This window comes from Paenibacillus vini (genome assembly GCF_018403325.1).
GTDB classification, from domain to species: domain Bacteria; phylum Bacillota; class Bacilli; order Paenibacillales; family Paenibacillaceae; genus Fontibacillus; species Fontibacillus vini.
In genome coordinates this window covers 108,597-134,292 of record NZ_BOSL01000006.1, presented here as the reverse complement: position 1 = coordinate 134,292, position 25,696 = coordinate 108,597, and the positions used below count along the sequence as shown (strand labels likewise).

General features: G+C 50.7%; 20 protein-coding genes. 1 reads left to right on the top strand and 19 read right to left on the bottom strand.

The window, feature by feature from the left end; genetic code table 11:
• Positions 1-85 precede the first annotated feature (85 nt).
• The 7 genes from KJS57_RS11165 to KJS57_RS11135 form a co-directional block, all read right to left on the bottom strand.
• A complete protein-coding gene (locus tag KJS57_RS11165; protein ID WP_213654832.1) occupies positions 86-1,069 on the bottom strand; it encodes a pectinesterase family protein in 984 nt (327 codons plus the stop codon).
• A gap of 42 nt (positions 1,070-1,111) precedes the next feature.
• Positions 1,112-2,485: a glycoside hydrolase family 28 protein gene (locus KJS57_RS11160; protein WP_213654831.1), complete on the bottom strand. Its 1,374-nt coding sequence runs from the start codon at positions 2,483-2,485 to the stop codon at positions 1,112-1,114.
• A gap of 12 nt (positions 2,486-2,497) precedes the next feature.
• Entirely contained in the window at positions 2,498-3,592 is a 1,095-nt protein-coding gene (locus KJS57_RS11155; RefSeq protein ID WP_280520377.1) for a glycoside hydrolase family 88/105 protein, read from the bottom strand.
• Positions 3,593-3,658: 66 nt separating this feature from the next.
• Positions 3,659-4,534 (bottom strand): carbohydrate ABC transporter permease, encoded by an 876-nt coding sequence (locus KJS57_RS11150; RefSeq protein ID WP_211021135.1) that lies wholly within the window; start codon positions 4,532-4,534, stop codon positions 3,659-3,661.
• A 19-nt stretch (positions 4,535-4,553) separates the two neighbouring features.
• Positions 4,554-5,522, bottom strand: coding sequence for an ABC transporter permease (locus KJS57_RS11145; protein WP_213654830.1), 969 nt, complete (start codon positions 5,520-5,522; stop codon positions 4,554-4,556).
• A 110-nt stretch (positions 5,523-5,632) separates the two neighbouring features.
• Positions 5,633-7,183 carry an extracellular solute-binding protein gene (locus KJS57_RS11140; protein ID WP_213654829.1) on the bottom strand — a complete coding sequence of 517 codons (1,551 nt, stop codon included), beginning with the start codon at positions 7,181-7,183 and terminating at the stop codon, positions 5,633-5,635.
• A 198-nt stretch (positions 7,184-7,381) separates the two neighbouring features.
• Positions 7,382-8,896: an extracellular solute-binding protein gene (locus tag KJS57_RS11135; protein WP_213654828.1), complete on the bottom strand. Its 1,515-nt coding sequence runs from the start codon at positions 8,894-8,896 to the stop codon at positions 7,382-7,384.
• Between the two features lie 186 nt (positions 8,897-9,082).
• On the opposite strand from KJS57_RS11135, the gene KJS57_RS11130 reads away from it, so the two are divergent.
• Positions 9,083-11,434 carry a helix-turn-helix domain-containing protein gene (locus KJS57_RS11130; RefSeq protein ID WP_213654827.1) on the top strand — a complete coding sequence of 784 codons (2,352 nt, stop codon included), beginning with the start codon at positions 9,083-9,085 and terminating at the stop codon, positions 11,432-11,434.
• 92 nt (positions 11,435-11,526) lie between these two features.
• Here KJS57_RS11130 and KJS57_RS11125 read toward each other — a convergent pair whose 3' ends face one another.
• The 12 genes from KJS57_RS11125 to KJS57_RS11070 all read right to left on the bottom strand — a co-directional run bounded on the left by KJS57_RS11125 (position 11,527) and on the right by KJS57_RS11070 (position 25,690).
• Entirely contained in the window at positions 11,527-12,555 is a 1,029-nt protein-coding gene (locus KJS57_RS11125) for an L-rhamnose/proton symporter RhaT (protein ID WP_213654826.1), read from the bottom strand.
• Between the two features lie 106 nt (positions 12,556-12,661).
• A complete protein-coding gene (locus tag KJS57_RS11120) occupies positions 12,662-13,609 on the bottom strand; it encodes an aldo/keto reductase (RefSeq protein WP_244861502.1) in 948 nt (315 codons plus the stop codon).
• A 73-nt stretch (positions 13,610-13,682) separates the two neighbouring features.
• Positions 13,683-14,066: a MerR family transcriptional regulator gene (locus tag KJS57_RS11115; protein ID WP_213654824.1), complete on the bottom strand. Its 384-nt coding sequence runs from the start codon at positions 14,064-14,066 to the stop codon at positions 13,683-13,685.
• A gap of 375 nt (positions 14,067-14,441) precedes the next feature.
• A complete protein-coding gene (locus KJS57_RS11110; RefSeq protein WP_213654823.1) occupies positions 14,442-15,581 on the bottom strand; it encodes an amidohydrolase family protein in 1,140 nt (379 codons plus the stop codon).
• The gene (locus tag KJS57_RS11105) at positions 15,571-16,641 is read right to left on the bottom strand and encodes an aminotransferase class V-fold PLP-dependent enzyme (RefSeq protein ID WP_213654822.1); all 1,071 of its coding nucleotides are present in this window, start codon (positions 16,639-16,641) and stop codon (positions 15,571-15,573) included. Before KJS57_RS11105 ends, KJS57_RS11110 begins: the two co-directional genes overlap by 11 nt.
• A complete protein-coding gene (locus tag KJS57_RS11100; RefSeq protein ID WP_213654821.1) occupies positions 16,638-17,414 on the bottom strand; it encodes an ABC transporter ATP-binding protein in 777 nt (258 codons plus the stop codon). Before KJS57_RS11100 ends, KJS57_RS11105 begins: the two co-directional genes overlap by 4 nt.
• Entirely contained in the window at positions 17,405-18,169 is a 765-nt protein-coding gene (locus tag KJS57_RS11095) for an ABC transporter ATP-binding protein (protein ID WP_213654820.1), read from the bottom strand. Before KJS57_RS11095 ends, KJS57_RS11100 begins: the two co-directional genes overlap by 10 nt.
• A complete protein-coding gene (locus KJS57_RS11090) occupies positions 18,169-19,035 on the bottom strand; it encodes an ABC transporter permease (RefSeq protein ID WP_244861490.1) in 867 nt (288 codons plus the stop codon). The genes KJS57_RS11095 and KJS57_RS11090 overlap by 1 nt, the downstream gene beginning before the upstream one ends.
• Complete coding sequence (locus KJS57_RS11085) at positions 19,032-20,027, bottom strand: ABC transporter permease (RefSeq protein ID WP_244861489.1); 996 nt, start codon at positions 20,025-20,027, stop codon at positions 19,032-19,034. The genes KJS57_RS11090 and KJS57_RS11085 overlap by 4 nt, the downstream gene beginning before the upstream one ends.
• Positions 20,024-21,634: an ABC transporter substrate-binding protein gene (locus tag KJS57_RS11080; RefSeq protein WP_213654819.1), complete on the bottom strand. Its 1,611-nt coding sequence runs from the start codon at positions 21,632-21,634 to the stop codon at positions 20,024-20,026. Before KJS57_RS11080 ends, KJS57_RS11085 begins: the two co-directional genes overlap by 4 nt.
• A gap of 259 nt (positions 21,635-21,893) precedes the next feature.
• Complete coding sequence (locus tag KJS57_RS11075; RefSeq protein ID WP_213654818.1) at positions 21,894-23,660, bottom strand: glycoside hydrolase family 2 protein; 1,767 nt, start codon at positions 23,658-23,660, stop codon at positions 21,894-21,896.
• 17 nt (positions 23,661-23,677) lie between these two features.
• Entirely contained in the window at positions 23,678-25,690 is a 2,013-nt protein-coding gene (locus KJS57_RS11070; protein ID WP_211021122.1) for an alpha-L-arabinofuranosidase family protein, read from the bottom strand.
• Positions 25,691-25,696: the final 6 nt, after the last annotated feature.

Here is a 25,696-nt window from a genome sequence, read left to right as displayed (position 1 = left end):
ATATATATTATCACCTTTTTTATAGCGAGTCAACAAGCAAAATGAATCTCTTTTGAAACTAGCCCATATTTAAAGCCTTCTCCTACTATGAATCTGTAACGCAGTTTATAAGCTTCCAGAAATCCGTTCCTGCAAATACAATCTCCTTCCGGAACCGTTCCTCTTCGTGGCCGGTCTCCGAGCATTCCGCCCACGGTACACGTTCCTGTCGTACAATTGCGGCATCCTTCCGTACGTATTCCTTGTAGCTAACGGTGGCCTCATTGGCGGGATCGTTCCAGTTATCCCAACCAAGAGGGTGGATATGCCCGCCCATCCGGCAATGGAGGAATGCGGTCTTGGCGAATTCCCGCCACGGACGTCCCAGATATACCCCCGACACTCCCGGTTCCGCAGTCAAGTAACAGGCATCAAACACATAGCCATGCTCTTGCCCTTTCGGGGTGGAAGCTGCTGTAATATACCCTCCGCCCTCGCCTGCATGGTTCAGGCTGTGAATCTGGCAGCCTTCGAAATAAGCGGTGGCTCCGCCAAATATAAAATCGACTGTTCCTTCAATATAACAATTCATGTAATACTGGCGATAATGAGCATGGTGCTCACGGAGCGGAATTCCGCCGAAGGACTGGCGTTCCCGGGGAGCGGGCGGTAACGGTCCCGTGAACAGGGTATCCTGATGTCCCTTGAAGGAACAATTCCTGAACACCGTTTGATCGCAATGGGCATATACTGCGACCGCCTGGCCGATGTCCGGCCCTTGCCCTGCCGTATTGACAATCACCAGATTGTCGAGAACAAGGCGGCTGCCTCCCAAAAATAAAGTCGGAGTCGCAAAGGTTCCGATTTCTTCGCCATGCTCATCCCGTTCTTTAGCATAACGGTTCATCGTAATCTCGACATTCCCGATCCCCACAATGCGAAGATCGGAACGGTATATTGTCACGGCTTCCTCATAACGGCCCGCTAAAATAAACAAAGTTTCCGGTTTCGCGGAACCAGACCGTTCCAGCGCGTCAACCGCTGCCTGAACAGAATGATAATCGCAAAAGGATTGTTTCCCTACCAGCATTCTTCGCAACGGTCCTTTCCGGATAAACTGTGAAATATGATTTTACTCGCCTTGTTGCTCGGCAAAGCTCAGTTCCAAAGGACCGAGCGTGACCTGTTCCACCAGTCTTTCGGGTCTTCGCGTGTTCCTGGATCGGCACTGCTCCACCTCAACTTGCTCGCCGTTCTCGATGTAAAAGGCAGGGCCTTCATGATTTTCGATCGTCACCTGCCGGAACCGGATATCCCTCACATTACCCAGGTAGAAGCCGCGGTTATTCATGTCCTGTATTCCCGCCATCATCGCCGGACGGCCGGGAACCGCATTCTCGGCCATGGAGATGTCGATGCAATCGAACGTGATCTCCGATACGTAACGCTCCGCCAGACCGTAAATGAACCCGGCGGCCGCATGAACACGCCTCGCTGTAATATTGGCAAAATGAATACGTCTGAACTGCGGGGTCTCTTCCGTGACCGGATAAGGATTCTTATCCCAAACATACTTATCCTTGCCGCGAGGCCCGCAGAAATAATAGAGATTCATGATGAACGGGCAAATGACATCCTCCATCACGATGTTGCTGATCCGGATATCCTCGACCGTTCCCCCGCGCCCGCGCCGGGACTTCAAACGGATGCCCCGGTCCGTCTGCTTAAAGACGCAATTGCTGATCGTCACATTGCGGATATCCCCGCTCATTTCGCTGCCGAGTACGACCGCACCGTGCCCGTGAATCATCGTACAGTTCGTAATCGTAATATTTTCGCACGGAATTCTCTCCGCAGTATCCTCGGTACCCGCCTTTATCGCAATACAATCATCCCCCACATCGATATGGCAGTTACTGATCCTCACATTGCTGCACGACTCCGGATTGATGCCGTCCGTATTGGGGGAATCCGGCGGATTGTATATCGAAAGATTGTCGATCGTTACATCGCGGCAGGCGATCGGGTTCACCGTCCAGCTTGGGGAATTGACGAGCATCACATCCCGGATCGTTACCCGCTTGCAGCGGTCAAAGCTGATCAGCTTCGGCCTCGGATATGTAAGCTCCTCGGGACGGTCGCGGTACTTCTCCCACCAAAGCTGTCCGTTTCCGTTCAGACAACCGCTTCCCGTCACTGATACCTGCTCCAGGTCCTCTCCGTAAATGCAAGAAGCATGGACCGGGCGCTTTACGCCTTCCCATCTCGATTCCACAACCGGATAATCCTCGGGACTTGTGCTGAATGACAGGACGGCTCCGGGGCCGAGCCGAAGCTCAATATGGCTTTTCATCCGGATAGACCCTGTCAAAAAAAATCCCGCCGGCACAAAAACTGTACCGCCCCCGGCCCAGCTCGCCGCTTCAATCGCTGCCGCGATGGCCTCCGTGGCGGGGACGCCGCTGTCCTTAAGCGCACCGAAATCAATAATGTTATACACCTGCACCGTCTCTTCCTCCTATCTGTATAAGGATTCCATTTCCACGCAGGCCATCACGAAAGCTCCAACCCCGTGCAAATCATTTTTCACCTTGGGCCGGGTCACATAATTCTCGTAATCGCCTGCCGATGTGCCGATGCAAATGTCAGGGAGAACCAGTCGTCCCCGTTCATCCCATTCAATCACCGAAACCAGACCCTGATACCCTTTCTTGGCGGCGGTCCATGCTTCCTCCCCGGCGATTCCCAGCTTCACCGCCTTGGCGATCGTGTAGACGAACAAGCAGGAACCGGATGTCTCGAGCCAGTTTTCCGGGCGGCTTCCTTTATCGACGACTTGGTACCAGAGCCCGCTGGCGTCATCCTGATAGCGGACCAGCGAACCCACGAAGTCTTGCAGCGCCCCCGCCAGCTCTTCCCGTCCGGCATGGTCCGTTGGCAGCAGATCAAGGAACTGGGATAAGGCGAGGCCGTACCACCCCAAGGAGCGGCTCCAGAATTCCGGAGAGCACCCCGTCTGCGGATTCGCCCAAGGCATCCGGCGGCTTTCGTCCCAGGCATGATACAGTAAACCCGTAGCTTCATCCTTCATATGCTTTCGCATAAGCTGTTCCTGAAGCAGCACATTGTCGCGCAGGCCTTCTTCCCCGAAGACATTGGCATACTTCAGTGTAAATACCCCCGCCATATACAGCCCATCCAGCCACATTTGATACGGGTACTTATCCTTGTGCCAATATCCGCCCTCAGAGGTTTTGTTGAGCGTCAGGAGCAGGTTCCGCAGTTTATCCGCGGCGATCCGGTACTTGGATTTCCCGCTTCGCTCATACAGCCTGAACAGGAGAAGACCTGCCTGAATCGCATCCAGCTCATCTCTGGCGAAATAGAAATTGCCTTGTTCATCCACCAGATCATCAACGTATTCCTGGATATAATCCAGATAACGGTCCTCCTGAACAACCTCCCATAACAGTTCCATCCCGCATAGAAACACGCCTTGATGATAGTGCCAGCGGTGCGCGGGGGGCAGTCCGCCCGCCGCATATGTGTCCATTAAAGAATCGCAGGCCTTCTTGGCCCATTCCACCGGTGTGCCCGGACGAGGAATAGTCATTTCTAAGCTCCTTCCAATTGTAGGCTCACGTATCTAGTCTCCTTATACCGCAGGCTGCATACCGCGTTATCCCTTCATCGATCCCAGCATGGCTCCTTTGGCAAAATGCTTCTGCAAATACGGGTAAACCATGAGAATCGGAAGGGTGGCTACGACGATAACAGCCATTTTGATCGTCTGATCGGGCGGAGGCACCGTACCGTCCAGCGTCGAGCTGTGATCGAGACCGCTGGCCAGAACGACGATTTGTCTCAACAGCACCTGAATCGGCCATCTAATACTATCGTTCAGGTACAAAATCGCCGTCAGATAGGTATTCCAGTACGTGACCGCATAAAACAGCGAGATCGTGGCGATCGCGGGCATCGACAGCGGCAAGACGATCCTAAACAGGATGCCGAAGTCATTGCAGCCGTCGATTTTGGCGGACTCTTCAAGGCCTTCGGGGATGTTCTGGAAAAAATTTTTGAGGATGATCATATTAAACGCGCTGATGGCCGACGGAAGGATCAGGGCCGCGTACGAATCGATGAGTCCCAGTTCCTTTACGACCAGAAAGGTCGGAATCAGCCCGCCGTTAAACAGCATGGTGAATACAACGAGAAAGTTGACGGCTTTACGTCCATCCAAATCTTTTCGGGAAAGGCCGTAGGCCATCAGGGCGGTCACCAGCATGCTGAACAGCGTGCCGATGAGAGTAACGCCGATGGATACACCCATGGCTCTAAAAATCGTATTTGTCGAGAAAATAAACTTGTAAGCATCCAAGCTCCAAACTTTCGGAATCAGGACGAATTTATTGGCCGCCAGCTCCGCATTCGTCGTAAACGAGCCCGCCACGACGTGGATAAAAGGAAGCACCGTAATCAATGCGATAATGGCAAGCAGCGTAAAGTTGATCGCGGCATAGATTCTGCCGCTTATGGATCTGTCTTCTACCATTGCAATTCCTCCCGCAATCTCAATAAACGCCTTCTTCTCCCATTTTCTTGGAGATTCGATTGACCAGCATGACCATAATCAGACCGATCACGGATTTAAAGAATCCGATCGCCGTACTATAGCTGTATTGTCCCTGCCTCAAACCTGCGGTGTACACGTAAGTATCGATAATTTCCGCCACTTCGCGGTTCATCGAGTTCAGCAGCAGATATACGTGTTCAAATCCTAGATCCAGGACATGACCGATTTTCAAAATAAACAGCGTGATAATAACGCCCCGGATGGCCGGAAGTGTAATATGCCAGACTTGCCGCAGCCGACCGGCACCGTCCATGCGAGCGGCTTCGTAAAGTCCCGGATCGATCGCCGCAATCGAAGCGAGATAAATAATCGTCCCCCAGCCCGCTTCTCTCCAGATAACCTGAAGGATATACATCGGCCGGAACCAGCCTGGACTGAGCAGGAAATTGATTTTGTTAAATCCGAAATAGACAAGTAATTCGTTGATAATTCCCCCGTCCATCGTGACCATGACATAGGTGATCGATACGATGATGACCCAGGACATAAAGTGCGGCAAATAAACGAGCGTCTGAAACAGTCTCTTGAAAAAATGGCCGCGCAGCTCATTCAACATCAGAGCGAGGATGATCGGAACGGGAAAATATATAAACAGATTGAGTCCGAACAAGATCAGGGTGTTTTTAAGAATATTGAAGAACTCCGGCTCGGCAAACAGCCGTTTGAAATGCTCCATGCCTACCCATTCGCTGCCCGTGATCCCTTGATAAGGCTTGTAGTCCTGAAAGGAGATGACGAGTCCGTACATGGGCAAATATTTGAAAATAATAAAATAAAGGACTCCCGGCAGCAGCATGACATAGAGCCATTTGTTCCTCCACAGCCGTTTTTTTAATTCACTGTTTCGCTTCTGTTTTTTAGGCTGAAATTTCGGAGTTGTACTGGACGGAGCGGTGGCTTCCTGCATGAGTCTCTTCCTCTCTGCTTCAAAATTGCGAAAACCTGGCCATTAACCAAGGAATATGAATGGAAAAGGCTATTGAATGAACATCTCCAATAGCCTTTTCGGTTACCGTGCTACTTTGCGGCAGCGGCGTTGTATTCCTCGATAATTTTCGATCCGCCCCGGCTCTTCCAATCCTCAACCGCTTTCTCGAAAGCTGCTTTGTCAATCTGGCCATACATATACTTGTAAGTGGCGTCCGTAATGAGTTGTTGAAGCTCCACGCCTTTTTCCGTATAAGTCGCCGAGTCCAAAGCGGCCGTCGGATCAGGAACGCCTACCTTCACATTTTCCTTGAGCAGCTCTTCGGCATGAATTCTGCCGGGCAGCGTGTTGTAACTCTCGTACATGCCGTTTGTCTCGGACTCGCCGATGACGCTGTCTTTGAACGGCTTCACTTCGCGCTCGATCAATTCCTTGTTGTCCCCAACCTTCGCCTTTCCTTCTACTACCGTGTAGTGCGTACCCTCAATGCCCCAGAACATCATATTGGCCAGTTCCGGAGTCATCATCTTGTCAAAGAAGGCAAGAATTTTCTTCAGTTCGGCTTCGTCCTTCACCGCGGATTTCGGGAACAAGACGAGATTGTTGTATCCCGGAATCATCCATTGGGCAAACTTCCCGTCCGGTCCGGCAACCATACTGTGCGTATCCAGAACGGCGTCCGGGAAGTTTTTGATCAAGTCCTTATTCAGCGAATCGATATCCTGCATGGAACCGCCGATATACATCCCGGCCTTGCCGCTGGTAAACATATTTACGGCATCCGTCTTGCTCGTAGCCGCGAAATCCTGGTTCATGTAACCCCCGCTGCGCAGCTCTTTAAAGAAATCCATCGTATCGATATACTGCGGGAACGTGAACTCCGGCTGCAACTGCCCATCCTTGGTTCCCCAGGTGTTCGGCGTGCCGAACCACGAGGATACAGTTTTGAAAGCGCCGTATACCAATTCATTCCGGTCGGCAATTCCCGTTGTGTCCTTCTGTCCGTTCCCGTCCGGATCCTGTTCGGTGAACGCTTTTGCCATCGCAAACAATTCATCCACATTGGCCGGCGCTTTCAACCCCAATTTGTCCGCCCAATCTTTGCGGTAAATCATGCCTTGGCGGGCGAGCGGTCTGCCGATGTATAGCGAGTACGGCTTGCCTTCCACCTTGGTATTGTTTAAAATTTCAGGCTTCAGCTTGTTCAGGTTCGGATACTCGCTTAAGTAGGGTCCGATCTCCCAAAATTGGCCGTCCTTGATCGCCTCTTTCATCTGCACGAAGGTGCTCTGATTTTTTAAATAGGTGACCTGAGGCAAAGATCCGGTGGCAAATGCGGTATTCAGCTTTTCTTCATAAGAATCCGCAGGGAAAAATTGATAAGTCAATTTCGTGTTCGTCAATTTCTCGATTTCCTTCTTGATCGTGTCCGGCGGTGTTTCCGACGTATTCAATGGAAGCATGATCGTAATTGCGGTCGGTTCTTCCGCAGCTGGAGTTTTGTCCTCCGCTTTAGCCGTTTGAGTAGGAGCAGGATCGCCTGTCGCTTTATTGCTGTTGTTACCGCCCGAGCAGCCGGCGAGCATAACACTGAATGTGAGCAGCGCAGTCAGCAAGATGGTGAAAGATCGTTTCTTCATACCATTTTGACCTCCATTTGACTTGGATTGATTACAAGGTCCACACTACCTGCTCCGCCGGATTACGAATACAATCATTTACTCATAAACGCCCTTCAGTTCAGCAATCTGGATAAATGATTATCGTGATAATCTCTCGGAATGCAAAAAATCCGCCGTGCATCTGCACGACGGATTCCATTCCGTTAAACTCATCAATCAATGTTCACTTGCCAGCGCTTCATTATATTCCTCCATAATCTGATCCCCGCCGCTGTTCTTCCAACGCTCAATCACATCCTTGAAGCCATCGGTATCGATTTTACCCAGGATGTAGTTATATGTGGCATCGGCAATCATAGAAGACAGCTCTACATTCTTCTCGTCAAATGTCGGGGAACTGAGCTGTACCGTAGGGTCGTCAACCACGAATTGCTCATTGTCCTTGCTCAATTGATCAGCCAGATCGGTCAACTGCTCTTTTTGGGCCACTTGCATAATGTTTGTATTTCCAATATCCGCGATCATAAGGGAGTATAACGGGTTCACTTCATTCACCCGCAGCTGTGAAGTCTCTTCCGGAAGGATGACTTTTCCGTTTGCGAGCTCGTAATGTCTTCCTTCAACCCCGTACATCATTAGATTGGCGACATCTTTATCCATCGTCCGGTCAAAAAAACCAAGTACCTGCTTCAGTTCCTGCTCCGTCGGAATCGCCTTCTTGGAGAAAAGGAACAGTCCATTATAGTTCGGGATCGACCATACCTTGAAGCCTTCAGGACCTTGAATGCGGTTGACCAGCGTAAATTCGGCCTTCGGGTTTAACGCCTGGGCTTCAATCGATAGCCGTTGAACGTCGGTCATACTGCCGATATACACTCCCGCCTCGCCATGAATAAACCTGTCCCGCTGGATTTCCTTGCTCGTTAGCGCAAAATCCTTGTTAATGATCCCTTCGACGTACAATTTTCTCATAAAATTCATCGTGTCTATGTATTCATCCGTCATAAAGTCGGGAATCAGCCGGTTATTCTCAATCTTCCAATTGTTCGGGGTTCCAAAATAAGAACTCAGCGTCTTGAATACTCCGTACACGAGATCATTGCGGTCCACGACTCCGATCGTGTCCTGCTTTCCGTTTCCGTCAGGATCTTGATAAGTAAATTGCCTCATCACCTCGTACAGCTCTTCCAGAGTACCCGGTTCTTTTAATTGAAGGTGATCCAGCCAATCCTTGCGAATAATTACGCCCTGCCTGGAAGAGGGCCGTTCGGTATATAATCCGTAGATTTTGCCGTCAACCGCGGTCTGGTCAAGAATGGAGTTGTCCAGGCCTTTTAAATTGCCGTAATTCTGGAGATAAGGACCGATTTCCCAAAAAGCATCCGAACGAATCGCGTTCTTCACCAGATTGTAGTCTGAAAATTTCACGAACGTGACCTTCGCCAAGGAATTGGTCGTCAATCCGGTGTTCATTTTATCGGTATAAACGCCCTCGGGAACCCAACGGATATCAAGCTGCACCCCGGTCAAGCTTTCGATCTCGCTCATAATTTTCTTGGAAGGCTGCTGAGGAAAATGAAGCGGCGCCAGAATGGTGATGTACGGACGCGGTTCGCCGGAACCGGTATGGAGTGTATCGCGGCTGCTGCAGGCGCTTAGTGGGGCGAATGAAACAAGGATCAGAATACAGCAATAATGAAGAGCCCTTATTCCCTTGGATGCTCTGGACATGCTTACGTTCCTCCTACAATTCTTGTTCTCTCCATCATACATTCAGTTATCGGAAGAATTAACCATCTAAAGCCATGAGTCGATGAAATGATTATCGCGCGGGAAGATGATTATTGTTATTATCTGACAAGTTGAATACACTAAGATAAGATGATTACTTTTACAAAAGGTAAGGTGCTGAGATCATTGAGACCATTAAGCTTCTTAAGCAAACTAACCATATTTACCTTTGTCATCAGCACGCTCCCCGTGCTGTTCATCGGTTCCTTTTCGTATCTGACCTCATCCAGAGAAATCCAAAAAAACGTAAATCAAAATAAAATGGAACTGATCTCACAAATCAATACAAATGTAGAGCGAAAGCTGACCACTGTCAATCAAACATTAAACCAGGTCGTCAACTCCAGCGTGTTAAAAAGAGCCCTTAACAGCCCTTTAAATGAAAACGATTTCATTTTATATAATGAATTGAGAAACGAAATCCGCAACATGCAGTCTTTCGATACAAAACTGGAGGACGTCATCTTGCTCAACCAGCAGCAGAACTGGATGGTCAAAAATTCGGGACTGTACAGGCTGAATGAATACAAGGATCATGCGCAGCTGACCAATTTGCTTAATATTTCCGACAACACCTCATGGGTTTTAAACCCTTCTTCATGGTTTTACAGCGAGGAAAGCATGAATGGCGCAAAGTGCAGCTACAGTATCAGTCTTATAAAGAAGCTGCCGACCTCCAAGCTCCATAAATACGGACTCGCCATGGCCAATATTCCCGCCTGCAGTCTGCAGGACGTAATTAATTCGGATGCCCCGCCGCTGGATAACATCATCGTCATTGACGAGAAGAACCGCATCCTGCTTCATCCTGATCTTGAGCTGATCGGCAAGCCTATCGAGGAGAGCGGATTTTCGGGAGTCTCCCTGATTTCCGATGATGCAAGGCCCTCCGGACAATTCGAGACACAGATGAATAAAGAGGATTATTCGGTCACCTATTTACGTTCCCAGTTGAACGGTTGGGTGTATTTATCCGTGACTTCCATCGACAGCCTGACGAAGGAATCCAATAAGATCGGTATTTATACCGCGATGGTCTGCCTGCTGATGCTGGTGCTCTCTATTCTGCTGGCCTGGATCGGTTCCCGGCGGATGTACACCCCGATTGAAAGACTGCTGAACCAGATCGGGCAGCGCAAGACCGACTTCAAATCAAGACATGTGAGCGAATTTCAAATGATCGGAGAACAGATGCATCATCTGTTCCAATCCAAATCTCAGCTTGAAAAAGAAATCCGCCAGCATATCCGGCAGGTCCGCACTTTTTCGCTGATCCAGGCTTTTCAGGGAAATTACAGAAAGCGCGAGCTGCTCGAAAATTTGGAGCAATTCGGTTACCGGAATCAGATCGAAAAATGGAACACCATGGCAGTCATTACTTTGGCCATCGATTTCTCCGACGACACCGACTATGAGAAGAAGGATTTGAATCTGTTGCTGTTTGCCGCCCACAATATGATCGAAGAACTGGTCGAGCCCGATCACCGTCTGGCCCCCGTCATTATGGACCAGGTCATTGTCGTATTGCTCGGAAGCGAAGATGACGATGCCGTGGCTTTTCACCAGCGCTTGTATTCTTTGACGGAGATGCTGCAACAGGAAATCAACCGCTGCCTGAAGCTTCAGGTCAGCATCGGTCTAAGCCTTCCATTCCAATCCTTACATAAGATATCGATCGCTTACAGGGAAGGTCTTGAAGCGTTGAAATACCGGATCAAGCTCGGCAAGGGCGTCATCATCCAATACGAGAACATAAACTCCGGCAAGCACTATCTGAATTTGAATTATCCGAGTCATAAAGAGAACGATCTAATGGACGCCATCAAACTGGCGGAAACCGAAAAAGCGAAAGAACTGGTATCCCAACTCTTTACTACGATCTTTGCCCAGGAGCTTACGCCGCAGGAATATCAAATTCCGCTGACACGCCTGCTGAACAATTTACTGATTATGATGCAGGAATCGGGGATCAGCATGAATCAAATTTACCATGCGAACGGATCTTTATATGAAGAGCTGTTGGAGCTTCATACCGTCGCGGAGATCGAAGACTGGTTCTGGAGCATGGTTATTTACCCGATGATCAAAATATTCAACAGCAGGCAAAACGCGCAATACCATAACATTTCCGAGAAAATCATCGATCTGGTGCAGCATGGTTACGATACCGACCTGACACTCGAGGAATGCGCATCCCGCTTGCATTACAACGCCAACTATATCAGCAGCATTTTTAAGAAGGAGACCCAGTATTATTTCAGCGAATACCTCACGATGTACCGGTTCAAAATGGCCAAAAAGTGGTTGGAAGAGACCGATATGCCGATTAAGGATATCGCGGCGAAATTGCGGTACAACAACTCGCAGAACTTTATCCGTTCCTTCCGCAAACAGGAAGGCATGACGCCAGGCCAATACCGGGACAGCCACACCGCCTCCAAATCAAATCAGAAGCCGGGCACTTCGGCGCAAGGATGATATTGGATAAGACTTATGAGCAATAAAAAAATGACGATGCTGTGGAATAATCCCTGCATCGTCATTTTGCATTCTAATCTCCGAAGCTCGAGTTATGCCAATCCATTGGCGATGCCCACCACGATCCAGGAAGCGATCAGGATCACGTTACCCGCCAACAACAGTTTTTTCGGCTTGGCAAATCCCTTCCACTCCCCGTCTTTGAGCCCCCATGCATTGCTAACGATCAAAGCCAGACCGTTAAAGGCCAGCCAACCGACGCTGGAGCCGATCGGCCCAAGCATCACCGTAGCTTTTGCATAAAATCCAAGGGCAAAAAACCACACAAAAGAGGTAACGATCGCTTTGGCATAAGCCTTGCCCGACCCCGGTGCAATATAATCGCGGTAGGTCCGGTTTTTGATCAGCATAATAAACGCATATACGAAATTGGCTACGAAACCGCCGGACAACGTAATTACCCAGGGAATCAGGCTGGCGCTCATCTCGGATACGCCGTGCCCGGCCGCAATGTCCAGTGTCTGGTTGGCGTAAGAAAACCCGATGTTCATCGCTGCCGAACCCAACCCGGCAATGGAAGCCATAATCAGTCCCTTGGACAACGGCTTATCACTTGCTTTGGCTCCACTCTTTTGTCCCTGCTGCAATTGCTTCTTGAGGCTTTTTTCTTTATCAAGCCCCGCCTTCGTAATGACAACCACCCCGACCAGCATGATCATCATTCCGGCCAGCAGCAGAATAAAGGAACGGGCTACCGGAATATTTCCGAAGATAAGCAAAGGAATTAACGAGCCCGCCGAAGCGGATATCCCCATATTCACGCCATAGGTGAGAGATACCCCGATCGAGTCCACCGCTTTGCCAAACAGGATCGAGCTGATCCCCCACAGCAGACCGCAAAATGAAGCCAACCACAGAACTTGCGGCGGAGTCTCCCGCACATATGTCATAAATTCCGGCACTTCCAGCCATGTCCAACCGATCGGAATCAGCAAAATACCGATGACCGAGAAGACCACCCAAAACGCTTCCCAGGAAAAAGGCTGATATTTCTTCATCCCGAGCCCGAAGCTTCCTTGAAAAAAACAAGCTACCAATAACAACAAAAACCCGTAAATCATGTTCTCTCTCCCCATGGCCCTCATCTAAGGTGCCGAATCTATGTAAGCGCAATAAACTAACTATAATGAGGAAACGGGAAAATGACAACGTAAAAAATATCTCTGTTTAGGCTTGATTTAATCGTTCTAACTGTTCCCTGCTCAACTTGATATCCAGTGAGCCCAAATTCTCTCCGAGCTGCTCCGGAGTGCTGGCCGCAATGACCGGAATTACTGCCGGATCGCTATGCAACATCCAGGCCAGAACGATTTGATTCATCGTCCCTCCGGTTTCGGCGGCGACCTCTTTTAACATCTGTAATCTGGATAACGATTCCGATCCTCCATACGATTCCGGGATGGACACATCTTTCCTCGTATACGCGCCGTTTAGCAATGGGGAATACGCCAAGAGGGAAAGATCGCCCCGGTTCCGGCAATAAGTCAGCAGTTCCTCGTCGGCGCTGACTTGAATGCCGAAATCGGCATCGCGTCGAGGCTGCAGATAGGTATAGCGCTGCTGAACACAGGAGTATGGGGTCAAATTCCCCGCTTCGCTGATTCTTTGAGCCTCTTTCAACCGTGAGAGAGAGTAGTTACTGCAGCCGATCGCCCTTACCTTTCCCTTCCGAACAAGTTCGTCCAAAGCCTCAAGCGTCTCTTCGAGCGGGGTGGATGTATCGTCAATGTGAGCGTAATACAAATCCACATAATCCGTGCCAAGCCGCCGCAGGCTTTCATCGATGGCGGCTTCAATCGCCTTCCGGCCCAAACCTTCCATATTCTCGAACACCGCTCCGGGATACGCAGGCTTGGCTCCCGTCTTCGTCGCTATAAACATTTGATCACGGTTGCCGCGTTCTTTCATCCATCGGCTCAATAACAACTCGCTTTCCCCGCCTATACATCCTTCATTCCAAAAAGCGTAATTGTTCGCCGTGTCCAGGAAAGACCCTCCCGCATCCACATATTGATCCAACAGACGATAAGAGTCGCGCTGACTAGTCCGGGATCCGAAATTTAAACATCCTAAAGCCAATGCACTGACTCTTAGACTTGTGGCACCTAATTTCATCTGCTGCACTGAAAACATCCCCTTAACATTAAATTTGAATCCGGTCCGTCAGATAGTCCAGAAAACACCGACTCTAACCCGAATGTTCTCCGCTTTCCCAAGCCCGGTAATAAGCGATCTTGTCACGCAAAACCACCAGCGTATCCTCCAGTTCCTTCGCCTGTAACATCAGCTTTTGTTCGTGCTCCTCAAGGAGCGCTCTCCGCCGGCTAATACCCGCATCCCCCATCCGCATCATATCCGCAAAGCGCTGCATTTCTACGATCGGCATTCCGGTGGAGCGTAAACGAACGATCAACCGGATCCATTCCATATCGTCCATATGATAGGCTCGATGTCCGTTTTTCGCCCGTCGGATCGGATCCATCAGTCCGATTTTTTCATAATAGCGAAGCGTATGCACACTCAATCCCGTCAGGCCTGCGACCTGTTGAATCGTCAAATCCTTATCCGTCATCTATGGATCTCCTTTCCAAATCCTTCTAATGCAACTAATGTACAACTTAGAGTGCACTCCAAGTCAATAGCTTGAAGCTGTGCAGAGTCACTCCCATGCTCAATGCAAAAAGAGCCAGGGCTGATTTAACAGTCCGGCTCTCATGCTTAACCTATTTTCCCCAATTCCATCTGTAAATCTTGCGATATAAGATGAACTATTGAAATGGATGTGTGGCAAGTACGTAAAATGTTCCTGCGATCGCTGTTGGTTCCAGATTTCATGATCTTATAGAATCTGAATCGGTTGAAATCCGGAACCAAATGCGACCATGTCGTTTTCTTCGGAATCATTTTACTCCCTTGCCTGCATCTCATTCTTTATTCATCTTATATACTACTCCTTTGATCCGGTAAGGACGGTAACGATATGTTTACGAAGGCTATTTGCATTATCCGCCAAAAACGGATCCGCATCGAAAATTACGGCATCCGCTATATATCCTTCAGCAATGCGTCCCAATCGGCCACCCCAACCCAAAATTTCGGCCGCATTTCCGGTGGCTGACTGCCAGGCTTCCGCGCGGGTTAATCCGTAATCCATCAGGGTGTCGAGCTCCTGCAAATTATAGCCATGAAGCGCTGGCGTCGCATAATCCGTTCCGAACCCGATTTGCACACCGGCTCTCCTGGCATAGGCAATCGCATTAGGATGAGCTTCGGCGGCGCGGGCGGCCCGGTCACAAATGACCGGATTCAAAGCCAATACACCCTTGGGATCGGCGGCAATCCTGTATATCGACGTCGTCGGCACAAAGGCTACACCGGATTCGGCCAGTCTTCCGGCTTGGTCCTCCGTCAGGAACATGCCGTGTTCAATCGACTCCACGCCGGCATCGACGGACCAGTCCACGGTCACACCGCCCCAGGTATGAACCAGCACCCTTTTGCCATGTTTATGAGCATGGCACACAATGAAGGAGAACTCTTCCTCCGAAAACACCGGATCCAGCACCTTTTCCGTCGGTGCCCCAAGGCCGCCGGTGGCCATAATCTTGACCCAGCCCGCACCGCTATCGTAAATCTGCTTCAGACGCCGCTCCAAATGGTGAGTACCCTTGGCGTCCGCGGCTCCAAGCATCTCACTGCTGGTTTGAACCCGCAACGGCACCTGATAAGTCTCAACCAGGTGTTGAGCCGTGCCGGGCAACAGCCCGCCCGCATCCCTCGCCGTGGTCACGCCGGTGCGAAGGGTAGCTTCAAAGGCTCGAGCCTGCATCTCTTCGATTTCCTGACCGCCGCGTTTCAATTGATCGGCATGATCGAAATCGGTCCATGCCAAATGGGTATGGAGATCGATGATTCCCGGGCTAATCCACAAGTCTTGGGCTGGAACGGCTCCCTCGTCAGGAACCGGACCCGATTCGGCAATCGAATGGAACCGTCCGTCCCGGATAGAAATATCGAAGCGTCTTCCCTGAATACCCGCAATATAAACTCGATTAAATGATTGAGCTTGGGAACTATTATTGTTCATGCTTCTCCCCCCAAACCTGCAAAATCGCTTCAATCGCCTGATCCGGCTCCCGGTTTAACAACTGCGCAAGTGTCTTGATAGCCTCTTCAACGCTCCGGCGGCAAGCGTTCGCCCCGAAGTGGTTAATTCGCAGCAGTTGCCCGAATAATTCGCCGTCTCCAGGAGCTACGATCCCGATAGGACGGTCGATCAGCAAGCTTTTATCCCCGGAGATTCTTACCGTCGTAGTAAGCGTTGAATAATGTCTGCTATTCTTTTGCCAAGGCTCGATTCCCAATGCCTTAATACCTTCCAGGGTTGATGCCGCGGCAAGCTCATGACGCTTGATCACCTGTTCCAGCCCCTCCTCTTCGACAAGCAACAAAGCAGCAGTCAAAGCTCTGGCCTCCAGGGCAGGGATGTTGGGAGGAACTCGAAGCGGTGCCGCACCGTCTTTGACCGGCTTCAAATCCAGTAAAGACAGGATGGAGTTGCGCGGCGCGTTCTTGTTGGATTCAAGAAACTCCCAGCCTCGCGGGGAGACGCTTACGGCGCTAACGCCATTGGGACCGGCCAACGCCTTTTGCGCACCGATCGCTACGAAATCGGCTGTCCATTCATCCACCGGCAGGCTCTCTCCCCCGACAGCCGAAACCGAGTCCATCACCGTTACGAGATCATAGTCCCGGGCAAGCTTTAAGATCTCCCGGGCCGGATTGGATCCCCCCGTAACCACTTCCGCATGGACAAAAGAAATCGCGACCGGACGGAACCGGTCGATTGCTTCATGAATTTCTTTTACCGTCACCACTTCATCAAAAGGGACTCTCACTTCGGCGACCGTTGCTCCGCCGCGTTCCAGCCATGTCCCGAACAAGCTACCGTAAGGCCCCGTCACTACATTCAAAATCGTACGGCCCGGAGCCGAGATCCCGGCAGCCACCGCTTCTATGCCCAGGATCGCCTCCCCGGGAATGATTACCGGAGCATGCTTTGTGGACAACAGCCGGGAAAACAAAACGTTAAGTATTTCATATTCGGATAAGGACAACGGTACATATCCCGCATATTGTTGGCTCATGTTGTTAAACCTCCTGGAGTGCTTGGTTTCGGCATTCTCGGCACTGCAGATAATAGTTCGAGACTATATTCCGATTCAGGGTTGGCGAAGAACCGGTCCTTGGGATTCAGCTCCACCAGCCGTCCCTGACGCATTACCGCAACCGTATCGCTAATCTCATGGATGACTCCCAAGTCATGGGAAATGAACAGCATGGTCAGATTCAATTCCTCCTTAAGCTTGCCGAACAGCTCCAGTACGCTTCGTTGCACCGAGACATCGAGGGCACTTGTCGGTTCGTCCGCAATCAGCAGGCTCGGCTCCACGCTCAAAGCGCGAGCGATCGCAATCCGTTGTCGCTGGCCACCGGAAAATTCATGGGGAAACCGGTCCAACCCGCTTTCTTCAATATGAACCTTGGCCAGAAGCTCTTTGCATCTCTTTTCGACCTGGGCGCGGTCCACGATTCGGTGAAACAATAACGCCTCGGACAGAATTTGCCGGACCGAATGCTTTGGATTCAGTGAAGCATCCGGGTTCTGGAAGATCATCTGAATTTGTTTGCGCTGAGCGCGGCTTCTCTTCTTGAGCAAGGGCTGCGAATTCAGAGTAATCTCGCCGCCATCGGGTGTGATTAACCCGGCAATCACCCGGGCGAGCGTGGATTTGCCCGAGCCCGACTCTCCGACAAGCCCCAGCACTTTATGCTGCTGCAAATCCAAACTGATATCATCCAGGGCTGTAAACCCGCCATAATGGACTGAAACATTTTTCACCTGGAGAGCTAATTCCATATCCGCTCGCTCCCTTCCAGCTCCGGCACGGGAAGCACCGAGTTGATCAACATTTGCGTATAGGGATCCTGCGGGTTTTGCAGAAGGTCAAGGGTATCTCCCTGTTCCACAATCTCCCCGTTCTTCATCACGCACAGTTTGGAACACATGGCCGCAGCTACCGCAAGGTTATGCGTAACAAATACCATGGCAAAGCCCAGTTCCTTTTGCAAAGCTGAAATCGTCTCTATGATTTGTTTCTGAACGGTGACGTCAAGCGCCGTCGTAGGCTCGTCGCAGAGCAGAATGCTCGGCTTACATGCCAGTGCAATCGCGATGACCACGCGCTGGCATTGTCCGCCCGAAAGCTGGCTCGGATACCGGTCGGCCGTCTTTAGAGAATCCGGCAGCCCGAGCCTTTCGAGCAGCTCAAGCGCAATTTCGCGAGCCGCTTTTTTGCTTACCTGTTGCCTGAAACGTACAACTTCAGAAAGCTGCTTCACGACCGGACAAAGCGGGTCGAGCGCCCCTCGGGGATCCTGAAAGACCATGGCGGTGCGCTCATCGCTTTTGATAGTTCCGTCCACTTTCTCCACACCGCGCGGAAGAAGTCCGAGAATCGCACGCAGTGTCAACGATTTCCCGGATCCCGATTCGCCCACCAAGCCTATAGTCTCGCCTTTGCCCAGCGCAAAGCTGACCCGGTTCACCAATCTATGATGCTGCTTTGTCTCCAGCGACAGATCCTCTACTTCCAGAATGATATTGTAAGACATTATTTTTTCCTCCATAGATCCGCCAAACCGTCACCTACAAGGGACAACGCAATTCCCGTATACACCACCGCGAAACCCGGAACTGCAGAGAGCCACCAGGCCGTGGTGATAAAAGACTGCCCGTCGGAAATCATCGTTCCCCAATCCGGCGTTGGCGGCGTAATCCCGATGCCAAGATACCCTAGCGTCACAATCGCTACCAGCAGCCCGACCATATCGGTCATGAGGACCACGATCGCTTGCGGCAATACATTCGGCAGAATATGGCGCAAAATAATTCTTATGCCGGGCAGCCCCAGCGTTTGAGCGGACGCTACCCATTCCTGCTGGCGAAACGAGGCGGTAAGCCCGCGAGTTACCCGGGCAAACACGATCCAGCCTACGAGTATAAAAGTGATATAAATGCCGCGTTCCCCTGCCCCGCTGGCAAAAGCAACGATGATAACGATCAAATAAAACGGAAACGCGATAAACGTATCCGTGAGCAGCGTAATGACGGTATCAAGCCATTTCCCGTAATACCCGGCAACCATGCCCAGAAATAGGCCGGTACAAAACGGAATGATCTCGGCCAGAACCATGATTTTCAAATCCGTCCGGGCCGCATAAATCAGTCTCGTAAACAGATCGCGTCCCAATTGGTCCGTCCCCATCCAATGTTTGGCGGACGGGGGCTGCAAAAAAGCGCTCAGGTTTTGCTCGGAAGGCTGATAAGGACTTATAAACGGAATGAATACGGCCAGGAGGACAAGCACCGCAAACATAAAGGTTCCCACCAGCAGGGTCGGAGTGCTCCAAATTCTGCCGAAAATACTTGTCCTATTCCCGTATCTATTCAACCTGGGGTCTATTCTCATCTGTTTCATGATTTTCCTTTCGTTCTGGGATCAAGCCACCAGGAAATGATTTCAACGAGGAGGCTGATGATCACGACAGAGATCGCACAATAAAGCGCTATTCCTTGGATGACCGGGAAATCCCGCTTGGCAATGGAGGAGAACAGCAAGCTGCCGATTCCCTTGATGCCGAATACTTGTTCAACGACTAAGGTACCTCCGATCAGGTACGACAGATTTACCCCGAACAGCATCAGCGTAGGAAGCGCCGCATTCCGCATCACATGCTTGAACAGAATGATCGCTCTTGGAATACGGGCCGCCTTCAACGTGACCACGAAATCGGATTCCAATACATCCAGCATTTGAGCTCGTAACGAACGAACCAGGGTGGGAATTTGCGAAAAAGCTACGGTGATCGCCGGAAGCGCGAGGCTATGCACGGTACCGACCCAGCCTTCTTTGACCCCTCCGACGGGAAACCAACCCAACCTGACGCTAAACAGTAAAATTAGAAGCAAACCAACCCAAAAAACGGGCATACCTAAAGTAATTGTTGGAAAAATACGGATCAAATGGTCCGGCAGCTTATCTTTATTCGTAGCCGCAAGCGTAGCCAGCAAAAGGGCGATGATGATCGCAAAAACACTGGCCAATCCGATAAGCAGCAAGGTAACTGGCGCCCGGTCCGCAATCAGCTCCCTTGTGGAGGTTCCCGAGATGATGGAATTCCCCGTATCCCCTTGCGTAAACAGAATCTTGAGAAATCGGAGGAACTGCTCCCCTAAAGAGAGGTCGAGCCCGAGAGCATGATGCATGCTCTCGAGCGCCTCGGGTGTACTGTATTCGCCCAGGATCATTTTCGCGGGGTCCCCAGGGACAATTCGGATCAAGAAAAACACAGCTGTAGTCACGCAGAGAATGACGACCAGCGCTCTTACCAGAACTATCACCAGCCAAAGGGAGGATCCCCTGGATTTGATTCCGGCCGATGCACTAAACGTTTTGCTTAGTTTCATCATTTTTTAAATTGAACTTCTTCGAAGCGGATACTGCCGTTCGGCAAAACAACGATGCCATCCACGGAAGAAGACACGCCTTTCAAAATATCCGGATAGAAAAGCGGAATGTAAGGCACTTCGTCCGCCAAGGTTTGAAGCAGCTTGGAATAAATTTCGGCCCGTTCCGGTCCGTCCTGCGACTTCTGTCCTTCGCGCAGCAGCTTGGTCACTTCGTCATTGGTATAATGCGTCCAGTACGATTTGCTGAAGCCTTCCGGATCGGTTTGGAAAGCGATGATCGAATTCGCTTCCGGAGCATCGGCTTGGCCGCTGTTCAGCATGGCCGAGAAATCGTAAGCAAAGAATCTTTCGCGGAACGTAGCGAGTTCAATCGATTCAATTTCGATATTAATCCCGATCTCCTTGCCCGCTGCCTGAATAATTTGCGCCTCTTGAGCTCTTGTGCTGTTGCCGGAAGCGACCAGCAATTTGGTGCTGAAACCGTCAGGGAAGGCGGATTTGGCAAGCTCCTCCTTGGCGGCATCGATATTAAAATCAAGCGCTTTGACCTGATCGTGTGAGTTGTACGGGATTGCTGTCGGCAGCAAGGAAATTGCAGGCTTTGCATAACCGAAGGTCAGCGCATTGGTCAAACCTTCACGGTCGATAGCCAGCGCTAAAGCGCGGCGAACATGCACGTCGGAAAAATGCTTATCCAGGGTATTGAAGAACAGTTGCTCCGTCACCCAGCTTCCGTTAGTAACGACAGCTGTATCGGGACCTTGCTTGATCTCATTCGCGTTTTGCAGCGCCAAGGATTCAATTCCGTTCACTTCTCCCGCCTTGAGCTGGTTAATCGCCTGACTGTCATCTTCGATCAGCTTGTAAACAAGCTTGTCGATGTACGGCTTCCCTTCCTGCCAATAATTCGAATTCTTAACAAATGTCAGATCGCCTGCCGGGTCCCACTTTTCAACCACGAACGGCCCTGTACCCACTGGATTTTTGAAAAATTCTTCTTCGGAAACCCCCCCGAAATCTTTCGGGATAATCCCGTTAGAGAAGTTGGACAGCTCGGAAATGAAAGGCGTATACGGCTCCTGGAGAACAATTTCAAGCGTGCGGTTATCCGTAGCTTTGACGGAATCCACTTTTGCCGCAATCGCTAATGGTCCCCCTACCTTCAAATGCCGCTCCAGAGAGAATACGGCATCCTCCGCCGTAACTTCGTTACCGTTTGAAAATTTCAAGCCTTCGCGCAGCACGAACGTATATTTCAAGCCATCCTCGCTGATGTTGTGAGACTCGGCCAGCCAATCTACGATTTCCCCTTCGCTGTTGAAAGAGACCAGTGATTCGAATACTTTATCAATGGCAAAAGCGTTGTTTGCCGTGATCTGGTTATGTAGGTCGAGCGATGTTACCGCAGCAGGCCGCCCGTAAACGAAGGTACCTCCTACTGCAGGCTTGCCCGCTTCCGCGTTCTGATTAGTGCTTTGACTTTGAGCGCCGTTATTTTCAGCGGGTTTATTGTTGGAACCGGAGCAGCCGGCAACCAGAACCAAAATAAGAACTGATAATGCGCCAATCCAAGCCGATTTTTTAAAAGACCCTTTTAACTTCAACATGCTTACTCCCCCTATTCCAATAAAGCGGATAAATTTAGTATGAATTGTATTATGGGTGAATTACTTAGATCTGTCAAACAAAAAAATCCGCGCTGCAACAAGGATTTGACTAATTTTATCCAATGCAGGAATTGTATCCGCTTTCCCATTTCATCAGCAATCAAATTCTGACTGCGTCTCTCTTTACATCATTCGTCTTGCACAAAAAAAGAGCCCAAACTGAAATTATCAGTTTCGGCTCTTTCTCTTCAATTGCGAGTTATTTCAAGTTAATCTCCTTGATCTTGGCGAGCGGGAATTTCGGCTTGCGGTCCTCCGTCAGAAGGCCGTTGATTTCCTGCTGAACATCGGTAAGCTGGGTGTAGCAGAATCCGCAAATATAATCCACACTCTTGATCGCCTGTACTAAGCCGTCAAAGCGCTCAAGGAACTCTTCATCCGTCTGTACCTGATGCCCGTAGCCCCAGCCTTTATCCGACTGGAAAGCGATCCCGCCGAATTCGGTGATCATGATCGGCTGGCCTTTATACTCGTAGCCGTCGGCGAGCGCGTACTTCCATTGATTGCAGGTGATCTCCTTGTTGACGATTGCATCCTTGTTACCTGCATACCGCTTCAGGAATTTCTCCCCGGTCTCCACATAGTCGTGCAAAGTTATAATATCGGAGACCGTGTGCTCCCAACCGTCATTCGTAATGACCGGACGGTAAGGGTCATACGACTTGGTGAGATGGTAAATGCTCTCCGTAAATTTCTGCTGTCTTTGATCATGCAGAATGTACGGAATTCCCCAGGACTCATTGAACGGCACCCAGGTGATAATGCTCGGATGGTTATATTGCTGATGAAGTATTTCCAACCATTCTTTGGTGAAGTTCTCCACCGCATCATCATGAAATTCGAACGTTGCGGCCATTTCCGACCATACCAGGAGGCCCTTAACGTCGCACCAGTACAGGAAGCGGGCATCTTCAACCTTCATGTGCTTGCGTACGCCGTTATATCCCATTTCCAGCATATAGTCGATGTCGGCTATAAGCGCTTCCTCGCTCGGCGGCGTCAAATGGCTCTCTGTCCAGTAACCCTGGTCCAGCATCAGTCTTTGATAGATCGGTACATTGTTGAGAAGTACCTTGCCCTTTTCGATGGATACCTTTCTCATTCCGAAATAGGATAGTACGCGATCCACTACGATATCATCGTGATACAACACAAATTCTACATCATAGAGATTCGGCTGTTGCGGCGACCAAAAGATTCTTTTCCAAGGACCGTTCACTTCATGCACCAGGTCCACTTCCACGCTCTGGCGAGGCCGGTCGATCACCAGGCTTACCGTCTTTACATGGCGGTCCTTCATCGTCACGATGGCTTCCAGTCTTAAGGTTCCCTTTGCCGTTTCCAGGCCGTGTACCCGGTAATCGAAGGCTACTCTGGCATGATCGAGATCAGGTGTAATTTTCACCCTATCAAGCCGCTGCTCATCCACATATTCCAGCCATACCGTCTGCCAAATGCCGGTGGTCTGTACATAGAAGCATTCGAAATTGTCCTTCGTCCACCGCTGCTTGCCCCGTGGCTGGGTGCAGTCGTCGCTGTCCTCCGCTTTTAACGTGATAATGTTATCCTCGCCAAATATCAGGTAAGGCGTAATATCGAAGGAAAATGATGCATAGGCCCCTTGATGGCTGCCGGCAAGCACACCGTTTACCCATACCTTGGCGATATAATCCACGGCCTGAAAATGCAGGATTACCCGTTTTCCTTCCGCTTCCTTCGGAATCGACACGTTCTTGCTGTACCATACCCGCGAATGAAATTCCGGGGTACCGATACCGCTGGCCTGGGTTTCATACGTAAATGGAACAGTAATCTTATGACTTCCTGCCAGCTGTTCCTGCCATTTTTCGATTTCCCCGACGTTATCGTCGTCGAAGCGGAAGTCCCATTCGCCGTTCAGGTTCATCCATTTGTCGCGCACGAATTGGGGTCTTGGATAATCTTTGATATAGCCCTTGGTTGTCATCTTGCTCCTCCAGAAAGTTATTTAGTTCTAATCTCCAGTGCATAGACCGATGCCGGACGCAATGGATAACCCGCCTTCCAGACTTCGAACGGAATGGAGTTGGACTTGCAGGAGATGTAATCCGGGGCAAAGACGGAATTAATATCCCACTCGGATTCTCCAGTGATTTCATAAAGCACAGTGTCTTTAGCGGCTTGAAGCTCTCCAAGATCCAAAGCAGCCCTTACCTCTTGCAGACTCCGGTTGACGATAAACAAAGTGATCGTGCTTCTGTCTTTATTTGTGCATGCAGCGACATCCAGATCCGGCAAGGCGTCCAAATCAATCGGTGCCGGTTTGTTGGATTGAACAGCGAAGGTGCCGCCCTCTACCTTTGCCGGAAGCATGCTGGAAATATCACGTCCCGCGTACAGCTTCATAACTTCGTAAGTAGGCGTTCCGTATACCTTGAGCGGATGCCCGCTCCAGCCGGGAGCTTTCCCGCAGTATTGATCGGCATAATAATCGCCTACCCGGATGCAGCCCCCGAGCCATCCGTTCACCAGATCGGAAAAGCTGCCGATGTGTACTAAATCGCTTGAACGCAGCATTTCGTTAAGATTGGCGGCGTTAGCGACCGCCGCGCCCAGCGTATGCTCATCCGGCAATCCTTTTCGGACATTATTCGGATAGTACATCGTATTGTATTCAGTAATCGCCAGCTTCACATGGCAGTGCTTCGGGTTGGCGAGGATTTGTTCCCGTGTCTCTTCAATGTTGAGCCGCGTCCATTCCGGGAAGGCCGTGATTGCTTTATAGCGCTCCTCCGCAGGCGTACTCCGGTCCATCGCAAAACGATTGTAGCCGTGATACAAATGCAGGGTCAGATAGTCGATTCTTTCCCCCGCGATGTCCAGCACCGCCTTGTTCCAGGCCTGATCGGTATGTCCGCAGGCAAGAATCACAATCGAAGGATCCGCCGCTTTCATCGCTTCGATGAAGGATAAGGTTCGCCGTGCGAACTGCTCGCCCGTACAGGTCCCTACCTGCCAGGCTCCCCATACCTCGTTGCCGATTTCCCAATACTTGACGTCGTACGGTTCAGGATGTCCGTTCGCGGCACGCTTCGCCCCCATCGGCGTGTCGATGCCGCCGTTGCAATATTCAATCCACTGCGCAGCTTCCTCCGGAGTGCCCGAGCCGTCATTCACGCAAATCAGCGGTTCTACGTTCAACTCCCGGCAGAAATGGATGAACTCATCCGTCCCGAAGTATTTACTGGTCCATCCTCCCCATGCCTCATTGAACATGACAGGGCGCTCAAGCACAGGTCCGATGCCATGCTCGAAGTGGTAGGCGCTAATATAGTTACCGGCTAACCTCATCATGCCGGCATTCAAATCTCTCGACATTTCAACGACTTCCCGCTTCACGAGTCCGATATGATCCTCGGGGAGGAGGGACACGTGATCGATCCACAGCATGCCGGTAGATACACTGTCTCGCCATCTCGGATGTTCAGCCGGCACGTATACCCGGAACTCCGCATCAGCGCAGTCCCGGCTGACCGCCAGCACCGCTTCATACTCTTGCCAATTGTGGCTATTCAGCTCGATGCGCTCCAACCCCAGCCGCTCCTGGCTGAGCCGATCCACAGCCTCAACGATCACATAGTTAAGCTCGATCGAGGCTCTGGCCACCAGCTTGACCGTATATTTCATCGGCCCTTTGAATGCAGTCTTCTGAGCTATCCCTGCATAGGCCTCATCATCGCTCAGAATGTGGACCCGCTGGGCGCGTCCCGAATGCTTCGGTGCGGATGCCTCCAGCGCGTACTTGGTATTCCGTCCGTTCGTAAAGGCATACCAGCTTCCCGACACCTCCGTCTTGCTATCCGCCTCGCTCTCAAAATCCATGTCTTTCAACGGAAAGGCCAGCATGGCCTCCATATGATCGCGTATATCCTCCACGAAATGACCGAATAAGTATGGATTGATCGTATGTTCGCTTACCCGGCTGCAATCGATTGTAATCGTCGCTTTATTGTTCAATTTTCA